Here is a 19847-nt window from a genome sequence, read left to right as displayed (position 1 = left end):
TTGCGGTTCGGACTCTCGTCCCTCTACTGTTTGGAGCTCCCCTTGCGTCTTCGTCGTATCGCGACCGGTGCCCTTGGTTCCGTCGCTCTCATGCTCGCTTCCGCCGGCGCAGTCACGATGAGTGCCGGTCCAGCCGCAGCGAACCCCTGCGGCTTCTACGAGACCCACTCCGACGCCTACTACAACCACTGCACCTCGGACGGCTCACACATCGTCATCGAGATCGATGACTGGGGCCCGAACAGCGAGCGGTGTGTGGGACCGGGTGTGACCTGGATCGGCTCCAGTTCCGGTATCGACGGTGCTTGGTACACCGGCCGTACGTGCTGATCTGGGTAGTGTGAAAGCACTCAGCGTCAGCGTGCGGGGAACGGTTGCAGTGACCGTTCCCCGCACGCTGACGCAAAGCTCCCATCCCGGACTGGCGGCCCTCTGCCTGCTGTTACGGGTCGGAGACAGGCGCTCAGGGTGGTCCAGGCCGTGCTGGGCTAGTCGAGGATGCCGAGGGTGGTCGGGCCTGCAGTGGATGCACGGCTGGACCTGCTGGCGCAGGGCGTCGATCGCCTGCTGCCGGGTCGCGGGGCGGCAGCGGCCGCTTTGGGCTGCGGCCCAGCAGTCGCCTACGTGTACGGCGTCGATGTTCGTGTGGTTGAGCCCGTACTGGACCAGCCACGTGGTTGAGCCCGTACTGGACCAGCCACTCCGGCAGGGCCGGCCGCCGCTCGGCACCGCGGCGGCGTTCCGCCTCGTCGTTCCTCAGCGCTGATCCAGCCGTCGATGAGCCGCAGCTGCCGGGCGGCCTGCTGTTCCACGACGCGCCGCGCGAACCGCAGTCGAGACGCGAGAGCGGCTCCTGACCACCCACCTGCTGCTCCCGGCTGCCGTGCACCTCCGCTTGCCCACATATTCGAACGAGCGCTCTCGTAGGAGTATGCGCCGCGTCGACTACCTCACCGACACCGAGGAACGCCTCGGCGACTGTAGCGACACTGCCGCGCCAGCGGTCGACCGAGACCCAGAACGTCTCGACCGCCACCGCGGCGGAGGGGCTGAAGTCGACCATCAGCTTTGGGTCCTGCCGCCGCTCACCGAAGGTCCACTCCCAAGCCCCGGCGAACTGCAGATGCAGGTGCCCGAGCCCATAGGCGATGGTTGTCACCGGCGCCACGTCGGGCTAGCGGTGTGGGCGAGGACCTCCTGGACCCGCTCGACGCTCACGCTCCAGTCGTCGGCGATCTTCTCGATGGTCATGCCACTGGCATCCTGCCGCGCCACCTCGGCGTACTCGCTACCCGGGATGTCGGGGCGCCGAGGTCCATGACCCACTCGCCGGGTCCGAACGCCCGCGGTGTCCGAGCCTCTTCCCGGTTCCGGATCGACCAGCAGCCGGGGGCCGTCTCCCAAAGGCACTCCTCGTCGCTGAGCCCTGACAGGCGTACCTGAGCCGCCTCCCTGACCTGGTCGAACTGCTCCAGCAGTACGCCCAGCCGATCCGTCAGCGGCGCGAGGGGAGCCAGGTGTGGAGACAGACGGCGGGTCCGGCAGTGCCGCCAGCTCCATGATGACCGGTGCGGCAGTGTCCGCTTCTGGAGCGACGGCGTCACCCCACATCGCCTCCATCTCGGTGCGCAGGAACTGATACGGCGCCATGGGTGCGGTCCTCGTGGTACCGGCGGTGAACAGGCCGGTGTTGTCACCGCCCATCTGCACGATGGTGACTTTCACGCCGAACCCTTCGACTCCATCGCAAGTGCCTCGCTCACCGAGTCCTGCGCGGCCTTGCCCGCACCGTAGTGGCCGACGGTGGCCATACCGCCGCCGCTGCCCATCGAGGTGACCTTCAGCAGCCGTCCCCCTCCCTGGGCACGCACGCGGGGAAGGACGGCCTGGGCCACCCGCCCGGCGCCGAAGAAGTTCACGTCCATGTACGCCCGGATCTGTTCCTCCGTGGCTTCTCCCACCATGCCGTAGAGCATCCTGCCCGCGCTGTGCACACCAGCCTGCCGAACGCGGCAGCCGCTCGATCCACCCCCTCGAACACCGCATGACGGTCGGCGACATCCAGGGGGAGCGGGAGCAGGTGGTCGGGGTACTTCTCCCTCAGCCCTTCCAGAGGGTCGATGTTGCGGCCGGCGGCCACGACTCGGTCGCCGCCCGCCAAGGCGGCCTCGGCGAAAGCCCTGCCCAGGCCACCCCGGCGCCTGATCGTCGGCAGCCGGTCCTTCGACCACGTACTCGAGATGGACCGGACCCAAGCAGATCAGTACCGCTCCTGGGAGCACCTCAGCCGTATTGCCCCCGGCTGAGGTGCTCCCAGGAACCCGACCTGCCAGGCTCGCCCTGCTCGGAACGAGGCGGGGCGTACGGCCCCGTGCCAGGTGGCGACTCAGACGAGGCCGGAGTGGGTGCCACGGGCATTGCCAAGGGAACGGCCTGCACGACTGCTGTCCCATCTGAGGAAATTCGACCTCTGGCCGACGGGCCGAGGGGCCGTCGAGCAAGAGGCGTGTCCTGCCGCGCTGATGGATCTCCGGCGGCGCCGCGCTGATCTCCGGTCTGACCGCCACGGCCGCCGCCCTCCTGGGCGCGCCGGTCCGTAGAGCTCCTGCACCCACCGCCACCGCGACTCGGCGACGGCGGCCAGCTCACGGGATCGGGCAGGGCGGTAAGAGATGTCATCCACGGCTTATCCTGGCCGAGGTTTATCAGCACGACGGCCGCTTCCACTCAGCTCTGCAGAAGGGCCCACATCAGGGTCCAGGAGGATGTCGGGCTCGTCGGCCAACGGCGAGAGGATCCCGGCGCCAGCAGCGAGTGTGCTCCTGAACCTTGATGTCTGCGGGCTGCTTTTTCAGCGGTAAATCTTTCCGGGTTGGGCGACGGCCGGGGAAAGCAGCTGGGAGACCGTCACGAACGTGTAGCCCTGCGCAGTGAGTTCTTTCAATATGGACGGTATTGCAGGCACGGTGCCTTTGTGCAGAGGATGGAGCAGAACGATTCCGTCGCGACCGGCGCCGTCGAGAACCCGTTGGGTAATCAAAGCGGAGTTGGTCGTCTGATAATCCTTTGCAGTGACCGTCCATAGAATCTGCGCCAGCCCCAGTTGCTGCATGACGCCGGAAACGCGGTCATCGGTCCGCCCTTGAGGGGGACGCATGAGAGTGGAATTCTGTCCTGTTATGTCATGAATGGCACGTTCGGTCCAGGTTATTTCTTCATGTATCTGTTCATCGGAGATGTCGGTCAGCCGCGGGTGGCTCCAGGTGTGATTGCCGATTTCATGCCCCTCGTCCCGAATTCGCCGAACTATGTCCGGATGCTCGTGTATGCGTCTGCCTTCCTGGAAGAACGTTGAAGGCGCCTTGTGCTGTTTCAGCAGGTCCAAGAGTCGACTGGTCGGCTCGCCGGGGTTTCCATCGAAGGTGAGCGCAATACATTTCTTGATACTGCAGTCGGCCTGCCCAGAGGCGATGTAGGAGTTCTCGGCTGCCTCATCGCGCACCGCCCGCGGGGAGATCGTCTCTTTGAAGGGGAGCTCGACGGCAATTACTCCAGCCAGCGGTACGGTCGCAGCCAGGGCTAGGGTGAGAGCTTTCCGTTTTTTCAGCAGGCGCACCATTGGACGCCTTTTATGAGAACCATGTATCTGACTCCTGTTCCATTTGAGGATGCCGACGTTTTGATGGCGCAGAGCGTGCGGAGGCCATCGCAGGACGGAATGGCGAGGCGGTCCTGGAGGCACAAAGAATGCCGGTCCGATGTCAGGCCCCGTGTCCCCCCGCGGGCCACCTCCGGACCGGCGCGCCAGGGACCGCGCAAGCCTGATAGAGAGCTCAGGAGGCTGGCGACAGAGCAGGAGAATGCTGTGCCTGCGCTGCCACAAGGCTCAGTGGTCACCCATTCCGCAACGCCCTCGCCACGGCCGGCGGAGGGTCATGAACCGGGCAGAAGCGGGACGGACTCACACGCCTGGCCGCTCACGCGGCCGGCAGGCTATCGGTGGAGGACGGATCGCGTGCCGTCTGCAGGTGCCGATGCGATGCAGCCGGGGCCGTCCCCCACGGCATCCCTGATCGTCATCGAGCCGAGGGGACGCTCACTGCGGGCGGCGGGGAAACCGATGACGAGCGTGCCCGCGGTCGGCACGGCTGCCGGATCCACATAGGCGACCATTTTGCCGTTCTCCTGAGTGATGCGAGAACTGGCCGTACTTCGGGAAGCCTCGGCATTCGGTGCCGAGGCGGAGTCCCCGGGATTCGGGCTTGCGCCCCCCAACCGGCTGGAGAACGGGCAGTCCGGATCACCGAGCAGGACCTTCGCCCGCACGCCCACGCGGCCCAGGTCCCGACTCAGAGCTGCAGCATCGGGCCTGCGCGACGGGTCCTCTATGGTCAGTTTGACTGTGCCGGTGTTCTGCTGCTCCAACGTGTAGGCAACGTTGGTGATCCGGCTGTAGGTAGGTCCGACCTGCGAAGGCTGCTCCGGGCCCGCTTCGGACCTCGGCGTCGGCATTCCGGTGATCAGCACCGCCGCTGCCGCCGCAGCCGTGGTGCCGACCAGGCCGAACATGGTCCAGCGCACTCGACGGCTCTTGGCTGCCCGCGCGTCGGCCGCTGCGTTACCGCGTGCTGGCCCGGTGCCCTGCTGGATGTGCTTCTTCAGCTCGTGTAGCAACCGCTCCTCGAAGCGTTCGGAGTTCATCAGGCCTCCACCAGGGACGAGAAGGGTGAACCGCACTCTGGAACTGATATTGCCGGTGCCACCTTGAGAGCGCGCCGGGCCCGGTGCAGCCGGACACGGGCGGTCACCTGGGTGATCCCCAGCACCGCAGCGGCCTCAGCCACGGTCAGACCATCCACCGCGACCAACTCGAGCACCTCTCTTTGGCCGGCCGGCAGCGCGGCCAGGTCTGCCAGCAGTGCGCGGTAATCCCGCTCGGCATCTATCCGCTCCTCCAACCGGACGATGTCATCGCCATCCAGCAGGCGACGTCCGGCGATCCGCGCCTCCGCGACCCATGCCCGGGCCGCACGCCGCTCCTCGGAAGCCGCAACGTTCCTGGCGATGCCATACAGCCACGCGACCGGACTGCCCAGTTCGTCCCGGTAACCGTGAGCTCCGGACATAGCGGCCAAAAACACCTCGGCGACCAGGTCGGCCGCGGTATGCGGGTCACGGCTGCGTCGAGTGGCGTAGCGCAACACAGCCTCCACGTGCTCACGGTAAAAGGCCTCGAACGCCTCCGGATCCTCCCCGATCCTCGCCACCTGATAACCGCCCGGCGGTTGCCTCACATCAACTCCCTGCTATCTGTCCGTCCCCCTTCACACCCTCTTGGCGTCCGGAAGCCGATGCGTTACACGACCTGCGCACCCCCGTTGTCGCCGAGACCGTCAGGGTGGCCTCAGGCGCCCCCGGGACAGTGTGCAACACGGCCTGCACGCTTTCGACCGACTGACCAGCATGGTGTGCGCGGCGAGCAGGTCGTCGATCTCCCCGGCCAGCTGTGCGCGGCCCCCTGTGATCGTGAGGAGGTAGTCGCACACGGCGTCCATCTCGGAGACCAAGTGCGTGGACATCAGAACGGTGGTCCCGTGTTCGGCCACCTCGCTCATCAGAGCCGCCGTCCTCTCGTGGCGCACACGTGGGTCCAGGTCGGACATGGGTTCGTCCAGGAGCAGCAGTCGAGGGCGGGACCAGGACAAGTACTGGGACCACTCACTGCCGTAGGGAACTCAAGGGCGGCCGACGCGCCGTACAGGGGTCGGCGCCTCGGCTGCCGCGAAGCACCACTTGACCCAGCGGGGGTTGAGAGATGGGGACGCGAGTGCGCGACAGAAGGACGCGTCCGCGCGTCCGGCATCCCGCACAACTCGCACGGGAGGGCGGCCCTGCCCGACAACCGGCTGCACCCGCGGCAGCCGGTCGGTCCACTCCGGGATCCGGCGCAAGCGCCGCGCCGGACGACACCGCGGCCAGGGCCGGCCCGGCAGGCGGTTCTCTGGCCCTGACGGGTTACTGACCTTGAATGCGTGATGTCGTCATGGTGGCTGGCGTCGGAGGCCGGTGCCGGTGAGGCAGCCGTCGAGGACGCCGTGGCGGTACTGGAGCTGGCGTAGGCCGCGCCGGACGGCGGTGATCAGGTCGTCGGGGTCGGCGAAGGCACGGTTGGCCGTGGTGGTGCGTCGCAGGACGGACGAGATGCCTTCGACGGGGCTGAGGTCGGGTGCGTAGGACGGCAGTCGGAAGACGGTGAGCCAGTCGCGGTCGGCGATGTAGCGGCGCATTCCGGCGGTGCGGTGGGTGTTGAGGTTGTCCCAGACCAGCACGATCGGGCCGCCAAGCTGCTGGTGGGCGGTTTGTATCAGGTCGCGGTAGTCCTTCCAGGAGATCGCGTCGGCGCTGGGGGAGGTGCTCGCCGCACAGCCAGTCCGCCCACACCCGCTTCCACTACACCTCCGGTGGGGCGGACGGCAATTGCTGTCCGGGGGCTCAGCCGCTCGGTTCGGGTCTCGGGGAGTGCGCCGCGCGCTTGTCGTTACCTCGACGCGCCGGGTCCACCAGGTAACACAGGACGAGCATTGCCCATGCGGACCCGCGCAGGAGGGCAGATCCCTCAAAGCCCTGCAGCAAGGCGCCGACGGCAAGCAGCAGCTCTACCGCGGCGGCCACGGCGACTGCCGCGCGCGCGGAGGTGCCCCGCAAACAGGAGCGCACCAGCGCAGCGCAGGCCCACAGGGCGGTGGTGATGACGACCGTGCCGGCCGCCATGGAGGTCTGCACCCGGCCAGCCACCGACTCGGCAGGTTCGTCCAGTGGTGCGAAGGCTTTGATGGTGTCGAAGACGAAGGTGAAGAGTGCGGTCATGAGGGCCTGGCCGGCCAGCACGAGCGCGGCTGCTGCCTGGAGCAGGCGGTATCCGATGGGCATCTGTTTCCCTTGTGGGGCCGGGGCGCGGGCAGGAGGCGGCCTGCCCGCTGGCCCGAGTGACATCAAAGTCAACTGAGTTGCGTGACCAGTCCGTATCACAAGCAACGGGCTCCGCACCAGGCGGAGCTTGACTTCGCTCATGAAGAGAGGTTTTGGTCCGGCGTTTCTGATGTGCCTACTCCTTGTGGTTGTTGATTCCGCCGGTGCCGGGTCGTTCGGGTTGGTGGTTCCGGGCGGTCGGTGAACGGACTTTTCGCCCCAGTTGCGTACGGACGAACGGCTCCGGCTCTGGCCGCGGGTGGCGGGAGTGCGGCAGGGACCTCGGTTGAGATCGATGTCCCAACCAGGGACACTCGCGCAATGAGCCGCAGCACGTCCGAACCGATCGAGCGAGGGTGGGACGAGCCCTGGTATCGGGTCCGTATGGAGGGTTTCGAAGCGTCGTTCCTGCCTAGCGACGGCGAGGGGTTAGACGCGGTCTGCAACGTTGATGTCCTCGTGACTCTGGAGGATGGATCTCGTTGGACCGCGACCGTGTTCACCGTGGCGGAAGTCGAGCGCCTGATGAAACTCTGGGCAGGGACCGACGAGGCCCTCGGCGGCCGGTACTTCTGGGTCTCGGACGGCCTGATCGTCAGGGATACGGGCATCGACGGCATGGCCGACGTGATCGCCGGACTGATCGAGAACGGCGAGTTCTCCGAGATCTTTCAGCCGGTGATGAGCAACTGATCAAGTGTTCGGCCGCCGGAAGCGATGTGGGTCGTCAGGCCACGTCGTTCTCGCGCTCGATCGCCTTGAGGCGGTTCTTGAGTCGGTAGCTGGGGCCGTTGATGAAATCATTTCGCAGTGGTGGAGGAGCGGGTCGAGGATGGCGGTGGCGAGGACCTCGTCGCCGAAGACCTGGCACCATTCGCTGAAGGTCTTGTTCGAGGTCAGGGTCATGGCGCCGCGCCGATGCAGGCCGTGGAGGCGGCGTTCTCCGCCGCCGTCGCCTCCCTGTGGGCGGAGATCGACCATACCGACGAGGCCCCGTGGAGAGCCGCCATGGCCTGCCACGCCGCCGCCTTCGAAACCTGGATGCAGGATGCGCCGGAAGCCAGATGAAGGGCTTGACAGGACACGGACGTTGACCTGGTCAGTAGAGGGGCAACGAGAACGGTGACGACAAGGGCAGCGCTCATCGCCGACCAGGCCCCCGCTCACCTGATTGAGGAGGAAGTGCACCCCGCACCCGCGGGGATGGCCCCCTACCGCACCGCACCGCACCGCACCGCGACGCAGCGACGGGCCTGCTTCCCACACCCGGTAGGGGGCCTCGGCGGCGTCGGCGTCGCGGTAGCTGCCGAGCTGCTCCCCGCGCCGCGGGGATGGCCCAGTAGTGCTGATGGTGTCCGTGGGCAGTGCGGGCGTCGACCCGCGCCCGCAACCGAGATGAATGTGATCAAGACATGAAGCGGCCCTGGTCGGCGCGGTGGACGCTGACCGGGGCCGCGGGGGAGAGGTTCAGGTCGTGGCTCGCACTACCAATGTGCCGATGTGGCCTGGCTTGGGGGCGTCGATCATGCGGGTCTCTGCGGTGGCGAACCCGGCCCGGAGCAGGTGGCGCTCCCGCACTGCGGGCTTGTAGCTGTAGCGGTAGGTGAACATGGCCTTCCCGGCGAAGGCGCCCTTCCACATGTCCTGCGGGCCGTAGGCGCCGGGGATCGCCGGCGGCTGGGAGAACGCGAACATCCCGCCGGGGGCCAGGCGCTCGTGCACGAGGGGGAAGAGGCGGGACGGGTCGGTGAACCATGCGGCGCCGAAGATGGCGTAGACGGCGTCGTACTGGGCCTGGTCCGAGGCGAGCCAGGCGAGGACTTCGGCCTGTTCGATCCGGCCGCCGAGCGGCGCCCACCGCTCGGCGGCCGGCTGCGCCATGCGGGGGGACAGGCCGACGCCGGTGGCCTTGACGCTCTGCTATACGAGGTGGGCGAGGGCGCGGCCGGTGCCGCAGCCGATCTCCAGTGCGGACTCGGGTGAGCCCAGGAGTTCGGGCCCGGGACCGTGGCCGGCGTACTGCGTCCAGCAGAACGAGGGCTCCGCCTCGGGGTCGAACGCGCTCTCGGCGAAGGCGTCCCAGAGTTCGGTCTCGGCGGGGATGTCGTGCGGTACGGGCACTGCTGATCCTCTGGTCGTAGGTACCGCGGGAGCCCCTGCCCCCCTGTGGTGCGGGAGGGCGGGGGCAGACAGTAGCTGCGTCAGTGGCTGTCGGGGACCTTGTCGTCGCACGGCGAGCAGTTCGCGCCGTCGATCGCCCACAGTTCTTCGTCGATGGCCCAGCCCTGGGACTTCAGGAAGTCGCCGGTGCGCAGGCACAGGCCGTCGCTGCGGCGCTCGATGAACAGTGTGCCCAGCGGCAGCAGCGCCAGATGATGCTTCCGCCACTCCACCCGGGCGCGGGGATGGTCCGCGGGGTGGAGTGTCGAGAGGAGCCAGTGCTCGACGGCCAGCCGCCGGTCGGCGCTGGGGTGTACGAGCACACCGGGCTCGGGCTCGACCGGCCGCAGAGCTTGCGGCTCCGGCGGGACGCTCACTGGAGCGCGCCCGTCCTGCGATGCACGGGGCAGGCGCACGGAGCCAGTGGGGTGTTGAGCGACTCTCGGGGCGGCTCGTAGTCGTGGGGCACCAGCACAGTGGCGCGAGGGGCGCTCACCGTCCCGTACCGGTCCACCGTGAACACCCCCTCGATGGTCCAGCAGTCGAAAGTGCGGCCACAGGGCGGCGGGACGCAGGACACACCTGATGAGACGCTGTTCGCGGCCATCATCTACGTCCTGGTCAGTGGTTGGGCTCCGCACATGATCCGAGAAACAGTGCCCAGTCGGCCACCAGCGTCCGGTACGAGGATCTGTGACAAGCCGCGTGCCTCACTGGTGACAAGCCGGCTGTTTCGACCGGTCTCATGCACCAGCCTGTTGGGAGTTGCACCGGCGTCCCGTGGCCGCACAATTCCCCCGCAGGAGACACGAGAGCCCCCGTCCTCCTGGGCGTGGAGGCGGGGGCGCTGCGGTGTGCGAAGTCTGGCACAGTCAGGTCTGGCACTGCGAGGTTGCCGCGCTGGACCAGTTCGACCAGGCGCCCCCCGCCGGCCTCACGTGGATGCGGATCGTGATTTTGACGGGGCCACAGATACGGGTGTTCGTGGCGATGGCGATCGGGCCGACCGTGGAACGTCGCTGCACGAGGGTCCGGCCGCTGCCCATTTTCATCCAGTCGTTGCCGTCTCCCTGCACGTGGAGATACGCCTCGTACTCGACCCATGAGGCGTGGAAGCGGGAGTTGGTGAGGAGGACATGAGCGGTGATCTCGCGCCAGAAGATCTGCCCGTCTTTCCAGCGTTCGGCGGAAATACAGCCCCGGGCGCCGATGTTCTGCGTCGAGACCCCGCCGCCGCAGGCTACGGCAGCGGCGTGGGCCGGGACGGGGAAGGCGAGCGCGGCCACGGCGGCTGCCGCGAGGAGGGCTCCCGTACGTTTCATGGTCCGGGCAGTCATCGTCGTAGGGGAACCGTATCCACTCGTTCAGTCGCGGTGGTACTGACAGGGCCGAGCCCGGTTCGATGAACCGCACCTGGCCATGGCCACCGATGTGACCGTGCGGCCCAGGTACGCGGCGAGACGGTCGAGAGGGTCGGCGTCATCGGGGACCGGCTGCGGCGGAGCGAAGGAACCGGCGGCAGTAGGGGGCAGATCGCCGTAGATCTCGCGTACGACGGGGAGCGCCGTCTCGGCGACGTGCTGAACGGTGTCGTAGGGGCGCCCGATGGACTGGGCCAGGTCCCATCCGTGGACCAGCATCTCGATCAGCAGCTGCTCGACGAGCCGTCGACCAGGGGCGGGCCCGTAGCGTCGCTCGAGCATGCCCGGGCGTGCGAAGGCCGACCGGGCGGCCCGGGATGCGGTACGGAAGGCCGTGACATGGTCGTCCCCGATGTGGTCGGCGGTGAAGTCGGAGCGGGGAGTTCCGTCGGCCAGTCCGGCCCATAGCAGGTTCTCCCAGACCAGATGGTTGAGGAGGGCGCGAACGTCCCAGTCGGCACAGGGCGTTGGCCGGTCGAACTGGCCCGGCTCCACCTCGGAGACGAGCACGCCGACGGCGTCAAGGACCTCCTCGCAGGCATGGAGCACGCCGGCTGGTTCCCACGCGTTCTCCCCGGCGTCGTACATCTCGCCGAGTCGCGCGGCTCGCACACCGGGTTCAGTATGCGTCCGCAGTGCCGTCGTCAGCCATCGGCCGGCTGCCGCCATGCTGGGCCGCACGGGCCAGCCGTTGATGATGCACAGCAGCTGCCAGTACCGCTCCGCGTGCGCGTCGGACGCGACTTCGAGCTGCTCAAGGAGGAGAGCTCTGGCCTGCGCGTCGTCGACAAGCTCTGTTCCGTCCGGAGCAGCCTGCGTGGGGATCCAGGTCGCCACGATCGCGGCGACGACGGGATCGGCTGCCGGCGAATCCGGGGCAATGCCTTGCGCCCTCGCTGTCTCCACTCGCCTCAGCCAGTCGTCCGTCACCTGCTCCGCGTCCCGCACAGCGCTGTCGTCGTGCTCGCCCGGGTGGTGTTCGGCGGCGTAGCGAGCCATTCGGCGCACACTGGCGCGCAGAGCTGGATTCCTGACGAGTTCGCCCAGTTCGAGCCAGGCGTCGACCTGCTCGTCGGTGGGATCGGCGGGCAGGTCAGGGGTGGCCGCCAGCAGGCCCCGTCGGTAGGTGGGTACGTCCAGTTCCCCCAGGGTGTCGGTGACGAAGTCCTCGATGATGGCACGGCGTTCGGCGGCGGACATGCGCGCCAGCTCGGTCATGGTGGTGAGCCCTTCGGCAGTGGTGTCGCGGCGGATGACGGAACGCAGCACGGCCTGCTGCGTTCGCAGCGTGCGGATCTGCTTCTCCAGCGCGTCGATGTGCGTCGCGGCCACGCCTGGCAGGGTGCCCTCGCGTTCCAGTACGTCCCGGATCGGCGCCAGCCCCAGGCCCAGCCCGCGCAGTGTCTGCGCAAGCTGCAACCGGATCAGTGCCTCGGTGCCGTACAGCCGGTAGCCGGCCGTGGTCCGACGTGCCGGGTGAACGACCCCGGCGTCCGACCAGTGCCGGATCAACTTCACCGACAGCCCGGTCTTCCGAGCGACTTCCCCGATACCCCAGAGCGTGTTGTCATCGACGTGCATGTGCTCCACCCTTGGGTCTCCCATGGAGGGAGAGTCAACAGGCACCCGGCTTCCGCCGGCCCTCGCCGCCGGATTCATGGGGATGTTTCGGTGTACGCGGCTGAACGCAAACAGTCGAACGCCCACACACCCATGCCAGCTACCTCCTGCCCGCCTATCTGCGGCGTTTCCTCGCGGGACCTCCCGGATATCGAGGCAGTCCGTCCCGGGAACGGCTCGCGGCCGTCACCGGCCGTGACGCCGGACGGCTGCGGAGGACTCTCGACACCGCCAAGTGCAAGGAGTGCGGCTCCGTCTTCCCGCTCGACCGCACGTTCGGCAACCTGCCCCGTTACTTCACCGCCCGATGTCGCGCCCGCCCATCCCTCAAACGCGAGGTCACAGAACCCCGCCGGATCTGCCGGCAACCCATGAAGATCCAGTTCGGTCAACGCTACCGGCTCTGTTCCTCTGCCTGTCGCAGAGTGGCCTACATCGAACGTCAGCTCCGCAACAAGGACACCACTGAGCAGCACCAACCCCGCACCTGCGTCGCCTGCGAGCACCCCCTGCCACCGACCACCCCGCCCTCGAGATCACCTGCTCAGAGAAATGCAGACGGCAGATCTCCCGCTGGCACTGGATGATCGAACAGCACGGCTCCCTCTGCCCTCAAGGACGTTCTGCGGAACCCCGACAGCAACGAAGTTCCCGTCTGACCCGCATCGCCGCTGGTGCAGCCGCCGATGCCGCACGCGGGGATCCCGAGGCCATGACCCAGCCACCTTCTTCAACCCGTTGATCTGCAAAAAATGCCAGAGGCCGTGCGAACGCCCCGCGAACGGCAGGGACCGGCGCTGGTGTTCACGCACGTGCTACCAGCTGTCCCGCGGCTGGCCGGCACCGACCCAGCGGTGATACGCGCCCATGTCGACGTTGCTGCCGCACACGATGGTGGCCACGTGTCGGCCGGTGAAGCGGTCACGGTCTTCGAGGACTGCCGCGACGCCGAGCGCGGCCGACGGCTCCACGACGAGGCCGGCATGGTCGAGGAGCATCCGCATACCGGCGATGATCGACGCCTCTTGGACCAGGACGGCGTCGTCGGCGACCAGGAGAAGGTCCTCCAGGACGGCCGGGATGGGACACCGCCCCGCGACGCCGTCAGCGATGGTGTCGGTCGAGTCACTGGTCACGACGCGCCGCTGGCGCCACGAGTATGTCAGCGCCGGTGCACCCAGCGGCTGGACGCAGATCACCTCGACCCCGGGCGCCAGGGCCTTCACCACATGCCCCACACCGGTGGCCAGCGCCCCGCCGCCCAGAGCAATCAGGACGGCGTCGAACGACGACACAGCGTCCACCAGTTCCAGGCCGACGGTCGCCGCACCCTCGCAAGTCTCGATGTCCAGGCTGTCCTCGACCAGGCGAATCCCGTCGCGTCGCGCGATGGCTGCGGCCCGCTCACGAGCCATCTCGTGGTCGCCGTCCACCAGCTCCAACCTGGCGCCCAGTGCGCGGATGCGATCAAGCTTGGCCACGGTCGCGAAGCGGGAGGCCACGACGGTGACGTCGAGTCCCCGGCCACGACCGGACCAGGCGAGGGCCTGGCCCAGGTTGCCCGCGCTTGCGCACACCACGGCTCGCGAACCGCTTTCGGCGAGTAGGCTCGCAACCACCTCGGTGCCACGGGCCTTGAAGCTGCGGACCGGGTTCGCCGTTTCGAGCTTGACGCTCACCGCGCACCCGAGGACGGGCTCCAGCGCCTCACAGCGGTACAGCGGCGTGTCGAGAAACATCGGGTCGATCACCCGCCGAGCGGCTCGGATCCGAGCAGTGTCGAGGCGCGTCTCCTGCACGAGGCAGCAGCCTAGCGCCGCTGGCCGACGCTTCACGAATGATCGTCAAAGACTCCGGATAGACCATCGGCCCCTCTTCGGTGTCACAAACAGTGAAGTGACCCATCATCGCTGGCACGAACTTCGATCGCCCCAGCTTCAGTGACAACCCACCTAAGAGCCACGGAATCCGTTGCGTAATTTACGATCAGGGTGCGGGTCGGGTCGATCCGCGCGACGCGCTGGGAGCGGGCGAAGCGGAAGAACTGCCGCAACACCACCGTCATCCCGTCCGCGCCGCCGGCATCCGGCTCTGCCGGGATTGCCGTCGTAAGGCCGAGAGGCTCGCCCCTAGCAGACGAGGACCGCTTTTGACGGGATACGGCCAGGTGGCAGCGGCAACTCTTGTAGGGGAACAAGCCAGCCCCACATGGTTGGACCTAGACGTTCACCGACCCTCGCCTGTGCGCGGCCATCGTCGACCGCCTCACCTTCGAAACCGGCACCGCCTCGCCAGCACCCGAGCCCGCGCCGAAGCCGAGGCCAGCTAACTCCCGCCACGACAGTCGGCCACCTCACCAGTCACGGGGAGCGGGCCGGCGGCCCATCAGGTCGCAGCGCGGACCGCACTTCATCGAGGGGCGGGGGACCGGGATGACGAACGGGCTGACCCACCTCGGATGACCAACTGGGACGAAAGCTTCCCACGAAGTCTGTGAAGTCGCTCCGCAGATACCGCGAATCAGAGGGCTTCAGCCGGACCTGCTGGCGACTGTCTGCCCACCAGATCTCGAAATCCGCAATCGCGCCCTCGGCCGACCGGTGTAGGCGCAGTTGTCGTAGCTGTCGGGGAAGCTGAGCCCTCGTGTGCCGTGGAAACGCAGCACCACTCCGTCGGCGGGCGCGTCGCCGGCGTTGCGCAGACCGACCGGTGCCGCCCAGGTGTCGCCTGCGGAGATCCCCGGCGCGGACACGGTGCGGCTCACAATGTGCGAGTCACTGACCAGGACCATGATGTGGAGTGGGGCGAAGTCACCCCCTCCCCCTCGCCGGTGACCGTGATACCGCCGAACTACCTCGCCTGGCTCTGCTCGTCGATGTCGAGGCGGATGCCGCCGATCAGGTTGGACCGCTCTCCGGCGCGGATCCGGTCACCCTCGCAGACGGCGGTCCACCCGCTCGCGGAGCACGGCAACTTCACGGCCCCGATGCCGCTCCATGCCCTCGGCATCGATCTTGATCTTCAAGGCTCCCTGGTGGATGACGGGAACCTCCCCCGTCGTCACCCGGTTCGTCCTCGCCGGGGGCCGCGAGCCGCAGCGTGACCTGAGGTTCTGACGGATCGTCATGTCACCTCGGAGTGACAGGTCCACGCGGCTCTCGCCGGTGATCCTCACCGGCAGCGGGTCGCCGTCGGTGGCGAGCGCGGGTACGGCGGCGCCGGATCCGGCGGCCAGGGCAGTGGCCGCCGCCAACCCGAGCACGGCCCGGACGATGGAGCTGCGGACGGGACGTCGCATCAACGCCTCCTTGTCGCACATGTGACGCGAAGGAGCACCCATCACCGAGCACTACCTGTCCGACATCCGACAGACACCTTTCCTTGCCCGCGGACGCATCACGGAGCCGTCACGCTCACCGTCCGGCGCCCTCGGGCACAGCCGTACGCCGCCGAGGGGGCGGGACGGCGAAACCTCTTGGACGGCGCGTCGATCCGGCCGCAGGTGTGTCGCCAGTTGGGCCGCGTCCCGGTACGCCACCTGAACGGCGGGTCAGCGACGCTCCGACCGGGGTGACGCCCGGGCGACCCGCGGAGGCGGCGCGTGTCCGAGTCAGGCCATGTCGTGTTTACGCCACCCCAAGTCATAGACGTCTTCGAACTGTTCCACACATGATCGGCCGGGTTGTGAATTGCAGGTGGACGAAGGGTTCTGACTGATGTCTTCAAGAAGCCGCCTCAGGGCGGCGATTGCGGCGGGGCTGGTACTGGTCGCCGGAGGCGTGCCGGCTGTGGCCACGGCGCAGCCGACTCCTGCCGGTGCCGCCGCCCGTCCCGCCGGCGCGGCGAAGGATTCCTCGGCGACGGTGCGGCTGGTCACCGGCGACCGGGTGACCGTGACGACGCTGCCCGGAGGGCGGCGCGCCGTGTCGGTCGAGCCGGGACCCGGGCGCGCACACATGCCTTTCCAGCGGATCGAAGGCGACGACAAAGCCCTGACGGTCATGCCGTTCGACGCCGAGGCTTTGGTGACGGCCGGCGTCCTGGACCGTCGCCTGTTCGACGTGACCGGCCTCATCGCGGACGGCTTCGACGAAGCCCACACCTCCGCGCTGCCGCTGATCGTCTCGTCTCGGCCGGAGCCGTCGCGAGAGGGTGCACGGGTCACCGCGCGCGCGGCGAAGGCAGCGGCGGCGACCGCCGACCGCCTCGTCGCGCTCCACGCCGGCAAGGCGCCCGCGCGCGGCCTGGAGAGCATCGACGCCCGGTCGGTGCGGGTGGCCGGCCAGGACCTGGCCGCCTTCTGGAAGGCGCTGAACTCGGGCGGGGGGTCTGACGCCGCGCGCGCCGAGGTCACCCCGCGGATCGCGCTGGACGGCAAGGTGCAGGCGGTGCTGGACCGCAGCACCGCGCAGATCAACGCGCCGGCCGCCTGGAAGGCCGGATACGAGGGCCAGGGCGTCAAGGTCGCCGTGCTGGACACCGGCATCGACGCGAACCACCGGGACCTCGCGGACCGTATCGCCGGGGCGAAGGACTTCTCCGGCAGCGGCAACACCGGCGACCACTTCGGCCACGGCACCCATGTCGCCTCGACCGTCGCCGGCACCGGTGCCGCGTCCGGCGGAACCCGGCGGGGTGTCGCGCCCAAGGCCGACCTGCTGATCGGCAAGGTGCTCGACGACAACGGCTACGGCTCCGAGTCGGGGATCATCGACGGCATGGAGTGGGCCGCCGACGAGGGCGCCAAGGTCGTCAACATGAGCCTCGGCGCGGACGTCCGCACCGACGGCACCGACCCGATGAGCGTCGCCCTCAACGCCCTGACCGAGTCCACCGACACCCTCTTCGTCGTCGCCGCCGGCAACTCGGGCCCCGGCCAGTACACCGTCGGCACGCCCGGCGCCGCCGACGCCGCCCTCACCGTGGGCGCCGTCGACCGCAGCGACACCCTCGCCCCCTTCTCCAGCCGCGGGCCCCGCTACGGTGACGACACGGTCAAGCCCGACGTCACCGCCCCCGGCGTCGGTATCGTCGCGGCCCGCGCGGCCGGCACGTCGCTGGGCACCCCGGTCAACGCCGACTACATCGCGCTCGACGGCACCTCGATGGCCACCCCGCACGTCGCCGGCGCCGCCGCGCTGCTGGCCCAGCAGCACCCCGACTGGAGCGCGCAGCAGCTCAAGGACGCGCTCATCAGCACCTCCCGTACGGTGGCCGGCACCAAGGTGACGGAGCAGGGCGGCGGCCGCGTCGACCTGGCCGCGGCCACCGGCCCGCTCACCGCCACCGGCTCCCTCGCCCTGCCTCCTGTACACCTCGGCGAGGCGAACGGACCGCGCCAGGCGGCGACGGTCCGCTACACCAACACCGGCGACACGCCGCTGACGCTGTCCCTGTCGGTGCAGCTGGCGACCAACTCCGGCCGCTCCCTCGCGGACGGCGTGGTCGGCCTCGACTCCGGCACCGTGCAGGTGGCACCCGGCGCGACGGCCCTGGTTCCCCTGCGCACCGACGCCGCGCAGGCGGTCCGCGGCCGCTACTTCGGCTACGTCACCGCCAAGTCCGCCGACGGCACCGTGCTCGCCCACACGACCCTCTCCCTCGCGGTGCACGCCCCCAAGCACCGGCTGACCGTCGTCGTCCGCGACCGCGAGGGCAAGGTCGTCCCCGGCGCGACCCCGCAGATCTGGGGTGCCGACGGCGAAGTCGACTACTCGGATCCCCATGCGGGCGTCGCCGAGGTGGAAGAGGGCACGTACCAGGTCAGCGGCACCTTCAACGAAATTGGCGATGACGGCACCGCCTGGGCCGGTGACGTCGTCGTGCCCGAGGTGAAGGTCACCAAGGACATGACGGTGACGCTCGACGCCACGAAGGCTCGCGAGGTGAAGGTCCGCACGCCTCGTCCCGCCGAGCGGTACGGCATCCTCGACGCCGTCTACTACCGTCAGATCGACGGGAACGTCCGCAACGTGGGCACCATGGTCTGGCCCGCGGACCGCTACTACACCACCGCCACCGCCCCGGTCACCGACGGCGAATTCGAGTTCAGCCTGCGCACGCAGATGAAGGCCCCGGAGCTCCGAGCCAAGGTGCCCGGCCGTCCGGAGTTCACCCCCGCCTACGAACCGATGTCGCCGCCCCTCAGCGACAAGGGCGTCCGGCTGACCGCTGCGGACGCCGGCACGGCGCAGGCGCCCCGCTTCCACGGTGTGCGCGGCAAGCTGGCCGTCGTACGGGACGACTCCTCCGCCGGCTACGACGCGGCCGCACTCGAGCGCGCCGCGGTGGACGCGGGTGCCGAGGCGCTGATGGTGGTGTGGCCGACAGGATTCAACTACCGCACCGAGTGGTCGCCGGTGGGTGAGCGGCTGGTACTGCCCGTCCTGCGAGCCTCCTCGGCGGACGGCGCGGCGCTGCTGGAGCGTGTGCGGAAGGGCACCACGCAGGTGGAGTTCTCCGGCACCGTGCGCAGCCCGTACATGTACGACCTTGCGATCACCAAGACCTCGATCCCCGACCAGGACTTCTTCACCGTCTCGGAGCGGGACACGTCGCAGGTGCGCAGCGCCTACACCCGTACCGGTGCCGCGTCCTGGGCGAGCGAGCAGCGCTTCGCCTGGCGCCCCTACCAGAACGTCGCGTTCTTCGGATACGACCGCTTCGTTCCGGTGGGGCAGGAACGCGTCGAGTACGTGAGCACCGGCGACACACAGTGGCAGCACGCCGTCGCCTACGGCCCCGTCGACCAGCTCGCCTCGCCGCTGCAGGGCGGCATGCGCGACGACCTGCACACCTACCGGCCCGGTCAGCGCACCACGGAGGACTGGTACCGGGCGGTGGTCCGCCCCTCCATCCCGCGCGGTGGGCACCTGCCGTCGGTGCGCGACGGCGACAACCTGTCGGTGCGCGTCTCGGACTTCAACGACTCCTCCAAGACCGTCCACTGGTCGCACACCCAGTTCGGCAGCATCAGCGACCGGTCCGAGGCGGTGCTCCACCGCAACGGGAAGCAGATCGCGGAGTCCGCACAGGGGGCGTGGGCCAACTTCGAGGTACCGGCGGGTGACGCCGAGTACCGTCTTGACCTGGCCACCAGCCGCACGTCCGACAACTGGCAGTTCGGCACCCGCACGCACACCTCGTGGACGTTCCGCTCGGACACCACCACGGCCAAGACCGTGCTGCCGATGCTCCAGCTCGACTACGACGTACCGGTCGACGTCCGCAACGCGGTGGGTTCGCAGCGCAAGCACACCCTCGGCTTCGGCGTCCGCATGCAGGACGGCCTGGCCGCCCCGAGCGGAGTGACGCTCAAGGTCGAGGCCTCGTACGACGACGGCAAGAGCTGGACCCGCGCCGCCACGGCCCGCAAGGGCAGCGGCTTCACCGCCACCGTCGAGCGGCCCTCGCGCGTCCACGGCGACGCGTACTTCACGCTGCGCGTGACCGCGACCGACGCGGCCGGCAACAGCGTCCAGCAGCGGATCGACCGCGCCTACCGGCACCGCGGCGCCTGAACCGCACGGTAACCGCACGGCGGGTGCCATGGGCCCAAGGCCCATGGCACCCGCCGTGCCCACTTTCCTGGCGCATCTCGGCGCCGTGCCGTGCGTCAGGTCTATCCCAAGCTCGGGATCTCCTCGCGCGGCATGCTGCGAGACGCCCTGGAAGGCA

Annotated in this window: 16 protein-coding genes and 6 pseudogenes; 6 read left to right on the top strand and 16 right to left on the bottom strand. The window is 68.8% G+C overall.

The genetic code is table 11. The features are described 5' to 3' along the window. The first annotated feature begins 42 nt into the window (after nucleotides 1–42). Nucleotides 43–330 carry a DUF6355 family natural product biosynthesis protein gene (locus tag ACZ7LV_RS27215; protein ID WP_471942958.1) on the top strand — a complete coding sequence of 96 codons (288 nt, stop codon included), beginning with the start codon at nucleotides 43–45 and terminating at the stop codon, nucleotides 328–330. 237 nt (nucleotides 331–567) lie between these two features. Here the strand turns inward: ACZ7LV_RS27215 and ACZ7LV_RS27210 are convergent. The 9 genes and pseudogenes from ACZ7LV_RS27210 to ACZ7LV_RS27170 form a co-directional block, all read right to left on the bottom strand. Next, nucleotides 568–729, bottom strand: a pseudogene (locus tag ACZ7LV_RS27210) (DUF6233 domain-containing protein); the annotation flags it as partial. Nucleotides 730–970: 241 nt separating this feature from the next. Beyond that, nucleotides 971–1499: pseudogene (locus ACZ7LV_RS27205) on the bottom strand (DinB family protein); the annotation flags it as partial. A gap of 222 nt (nucleotides 1500–1721) precedes the next feature. After that, the gene (locus ACZ7LV_RS27200; protein WP_471942956.1) at nucleotides 1722–1964 is read right to left on the bottom strand and encodes an SDR family NAD(P)-dependent oxidoreductase; all 243 of its coding nucleotides are present in this window, start codon (nucleotides 1962–1964) and stop codon (nucleotides 1722–1724) included. Between the two features lie 887 nt (nucleotides 1965–2851). Next, nucleotides 2852–3619, bottom strand: coding sequence for a polysaccharide deacetylase family protein (locus tag ACZ7LV_RS27195; RefSeq protein WP_471942954.1), 768 nt, complete (start codon nucleotides 3617–3619; stop codon nucleotides 2852–2854). 374 nt (nucleotides 3620–3993) lie between these two features. After that, on the bottom strand, nucleotides 3994–4701 hold the full coding sequence (locus ACZ7LV_RS27190; RefSeq protein WP_471942953.1) for a hypothetical protein: 708 nt from the start codon (nucleotides 4699–4701) through the stop codon (nucleotides 3994–3996). After that, entirely contained in the window at nucleotides 4701–5294 is a 594-nt protein-coding gene (locus tag ACZ7LV_RS27185; RefSeq protein ID WP_471942951.1) for an RNA polymerase sigma factor, read from the bottom strand. Before ACZ7LV_RS27185 ends, ACZ7LV_RS27190 begins: the two co-directional genes overlap by 1 nt. Before the next feature lie 99 nt (nucleotides 5295–5393). Next, on the bottom strand, nucleotides 5394–5663 hold the full coding sequence (locus tag ACZ7LV_RS27180) for a hypothetical protein (protein ID WP_471942949.1): 270 nt from the start codon (nucleotides 5661–5663) through the stop codon (nucleotides 5394–5396). Nucleotides 5664–6041: 378 nt separating this feature from the next. Beyond that, nucleotides 6042–6392, bottom strand: a complete 351-nt coding sequence (locus tag ACZ7LV_RS27175) for a transposase (protein ID WP_471943217.1) — start codon at nucleotides 6390–6392, stop codon at nucleotides 6042–6044. Nucleotides 6393–6492: 100 nt separating this feature from the next. Continuing rightward, on the bottom strand, nucleotides 6493–6930 hold the full coding sequence (locus ACZ7LV_RS27170; protein WP_471942947.1) for a hypothetical protein: 438 nt from the start codon (nucleotides 6928–6930) through the stop codon (nucleotides 6493–6495). A 360-nt stretch (nucleotides 6931–7290) separates the two neighbouring features. On the opposite strand from ACZ7LV_RS27170, the gene ACZ7LV_RS27165 reads away from it, so the two are divergent. Continuing rightward, a complete protein-coding gene (locus ACZ7LV_RS27165; RefSeq protein WP_471942946.1) occupies nucleotides 7291–7662 on the top strand; it encodes a hypothetical protein in 372 nt (123 codons plus the stop codon). A gap of 34 nt (nucleotides 7663–7696) precedes the next feature. Here ACZ7LV_RS27165 and ACZ7LV_RS27160 read toward each other — a convergent pair. Further along, nucleotides 7697–7875: pseudogene (locus ACZ7LV_RS27160) on the bottom strand (ATP-binding protein); the annotation flags it as partial. A 12-nt stretch (nucleotides 7876–7887) separates the two neighbouring features. Here ACZ7LV_RS27160 and ACZ7LV_RS27155 point away from each other — a divergent pair. Further along, nucleotides 7888–8037 (top strand): hypothetical protein, encoded by a 150-nt coding sequence (locus tag ACZ7LV_RS27155; protein WP_471942944.1) that lies wholly within the window; start codon nucleotides 7888–7890, stop codon nucleotides 8035–8037. Nucleotides 8038–8436: 399 nt separating this feature from the next. Here the strand turns inward: ACZ7LV_RS27155 and ACZ7LV_RS27150 are convergent. Together ACZ7LV_RS27150 and ACZ7LV_RS27145 are read right to left on the bottom strand one after the other, a co-directional pair. Next, a pseudogene (locus ACZ7LV_RS27150) lies at nucleotides 8437–9090 on the bottom strand (class I SAM-dependent methyltransferase). An 80-nt stretch (nucleotides 9091–9170) separates the two neighbouring features. Further along, nucleotides 9171–9506, bottom strand: a complete 336-nt coding sequence (locus ACZ7LV_RS27145; protein WP_471943225.1) for a hypothetical protein — start codon at nucleotides 9504–9506, stop codon at nucleotides 9171–9173. Nucleotides 9507–9659: 153 nt separating this feature from the next. On the opposite strand from ACZ7LV_RS27145, the pseudogene ACZ7LV_RS27140 reads away from it, so the two are divergent. Beyond that, nucleotides 9660–9765, top strand: a pseudogene (locus ACZ7LV_RS27140) (IS5/IS1182 family transposase); the annotation flags it as partial. Between the two features lie 236 nt (nucleotides 9766–10001). On the opposite strand, the gene ACZ7LV_RS27135 reads toward ACZ7LV_RS27140, so the two are convergent. From ACZ7LV_RS27135 to ACZ7LV_RS27125, 3 genes are all read right to left on the bottom strand, one after another. Then, nucleotides 10002–10451, bottom strand: coding sequence for a hypothetical protein (locus ACZ7LV_RS27135; RefSeq protein WP_471942942.1), 450 nt, complete (start codon nucleotides 10449–10451; stop codon nucleotides 10002–10004). A gap of 42 nt (nucleotides 10452–10493) precedes the next feature. After that, nucleotides 10494–12131: a TIGR03086 family metal-binding protein gene (locus ACZ7LV_RS27130; RefSeq protein WP_471942940.1), complete on the bottom strand. Its 1638-nt coding sequence runs from the start codon at nucleotides 12129–12131 to the stop codon at nucleotides 10494–10496. 854 nt (nucleotides 12132–12985) lie between these two features. Beyond that, the gene (locus ACZ7LV_RS27125; protein WP_471942938.1) at nucleotides 12986–13969 is read right to left on the bottom strand and encodes a threonine ammonia-lyase; all 984 of its coding nucleotides are present in this window, start codon (nucleotides 13967–13969) and stop codon (nucleotides 12986–12988) included. Between the two features lie 423 nt (nucleotides 13970–14392). On the opposite strand from ACZ7LV_RS27125, the pseudogene ACZ7LV_RS27120 reads away from it, so the two are divergent. Beyond that, a pseudogene (locus tag ACZ7LV_RS27120) lies at nucleotides 14393–14461 on the top strand (ATP-binding protein); the annotation flags it as partial. 638 nt (nucleotides 14462–15099) lie between these two features. Here the strand turns inward: ACZ7LV_RS27120 and ACZ7LV_RS27115 are convergent. Next, nucleotides 15100–15468: a hypothetical protein gene (locus tag ACZ7LV_RS27115; protein ID WP_471942936.1), complete on the bottom strand. Its 369-nt coding sequence runs from the start codon at nucleotides 15466–15468 to the stop codon at nucleotides 15100–15102. Between the two features lie 418 nt (nucleotides 15469–15886). Between ACZ7LV_RS27115 and ACZ7LV_RS27110 the strand changes: the two genes are divergently transcribed. Beyond that, complete coding sequence (locus ACZ7LV_RS27110; protein WP_471942934.1) at nucleotides 15887–19690, top strand: S8 family serine peptidase; 3804 nt, start codon at nucleotides 15887–15889, stop codon at nucleotides 19688–19690. Nucleotides 19691–19847: the final 157 nt, after the last annotated feature.

The sequence above is a fragment of the Streptomyces sp. NPDC107562 genome, assembly GCF_055657325.1.
Note: the sequence above shows the minus strand (reverse complement) of the source record. Positions and strands in the feature narration are given on the sequence as shown.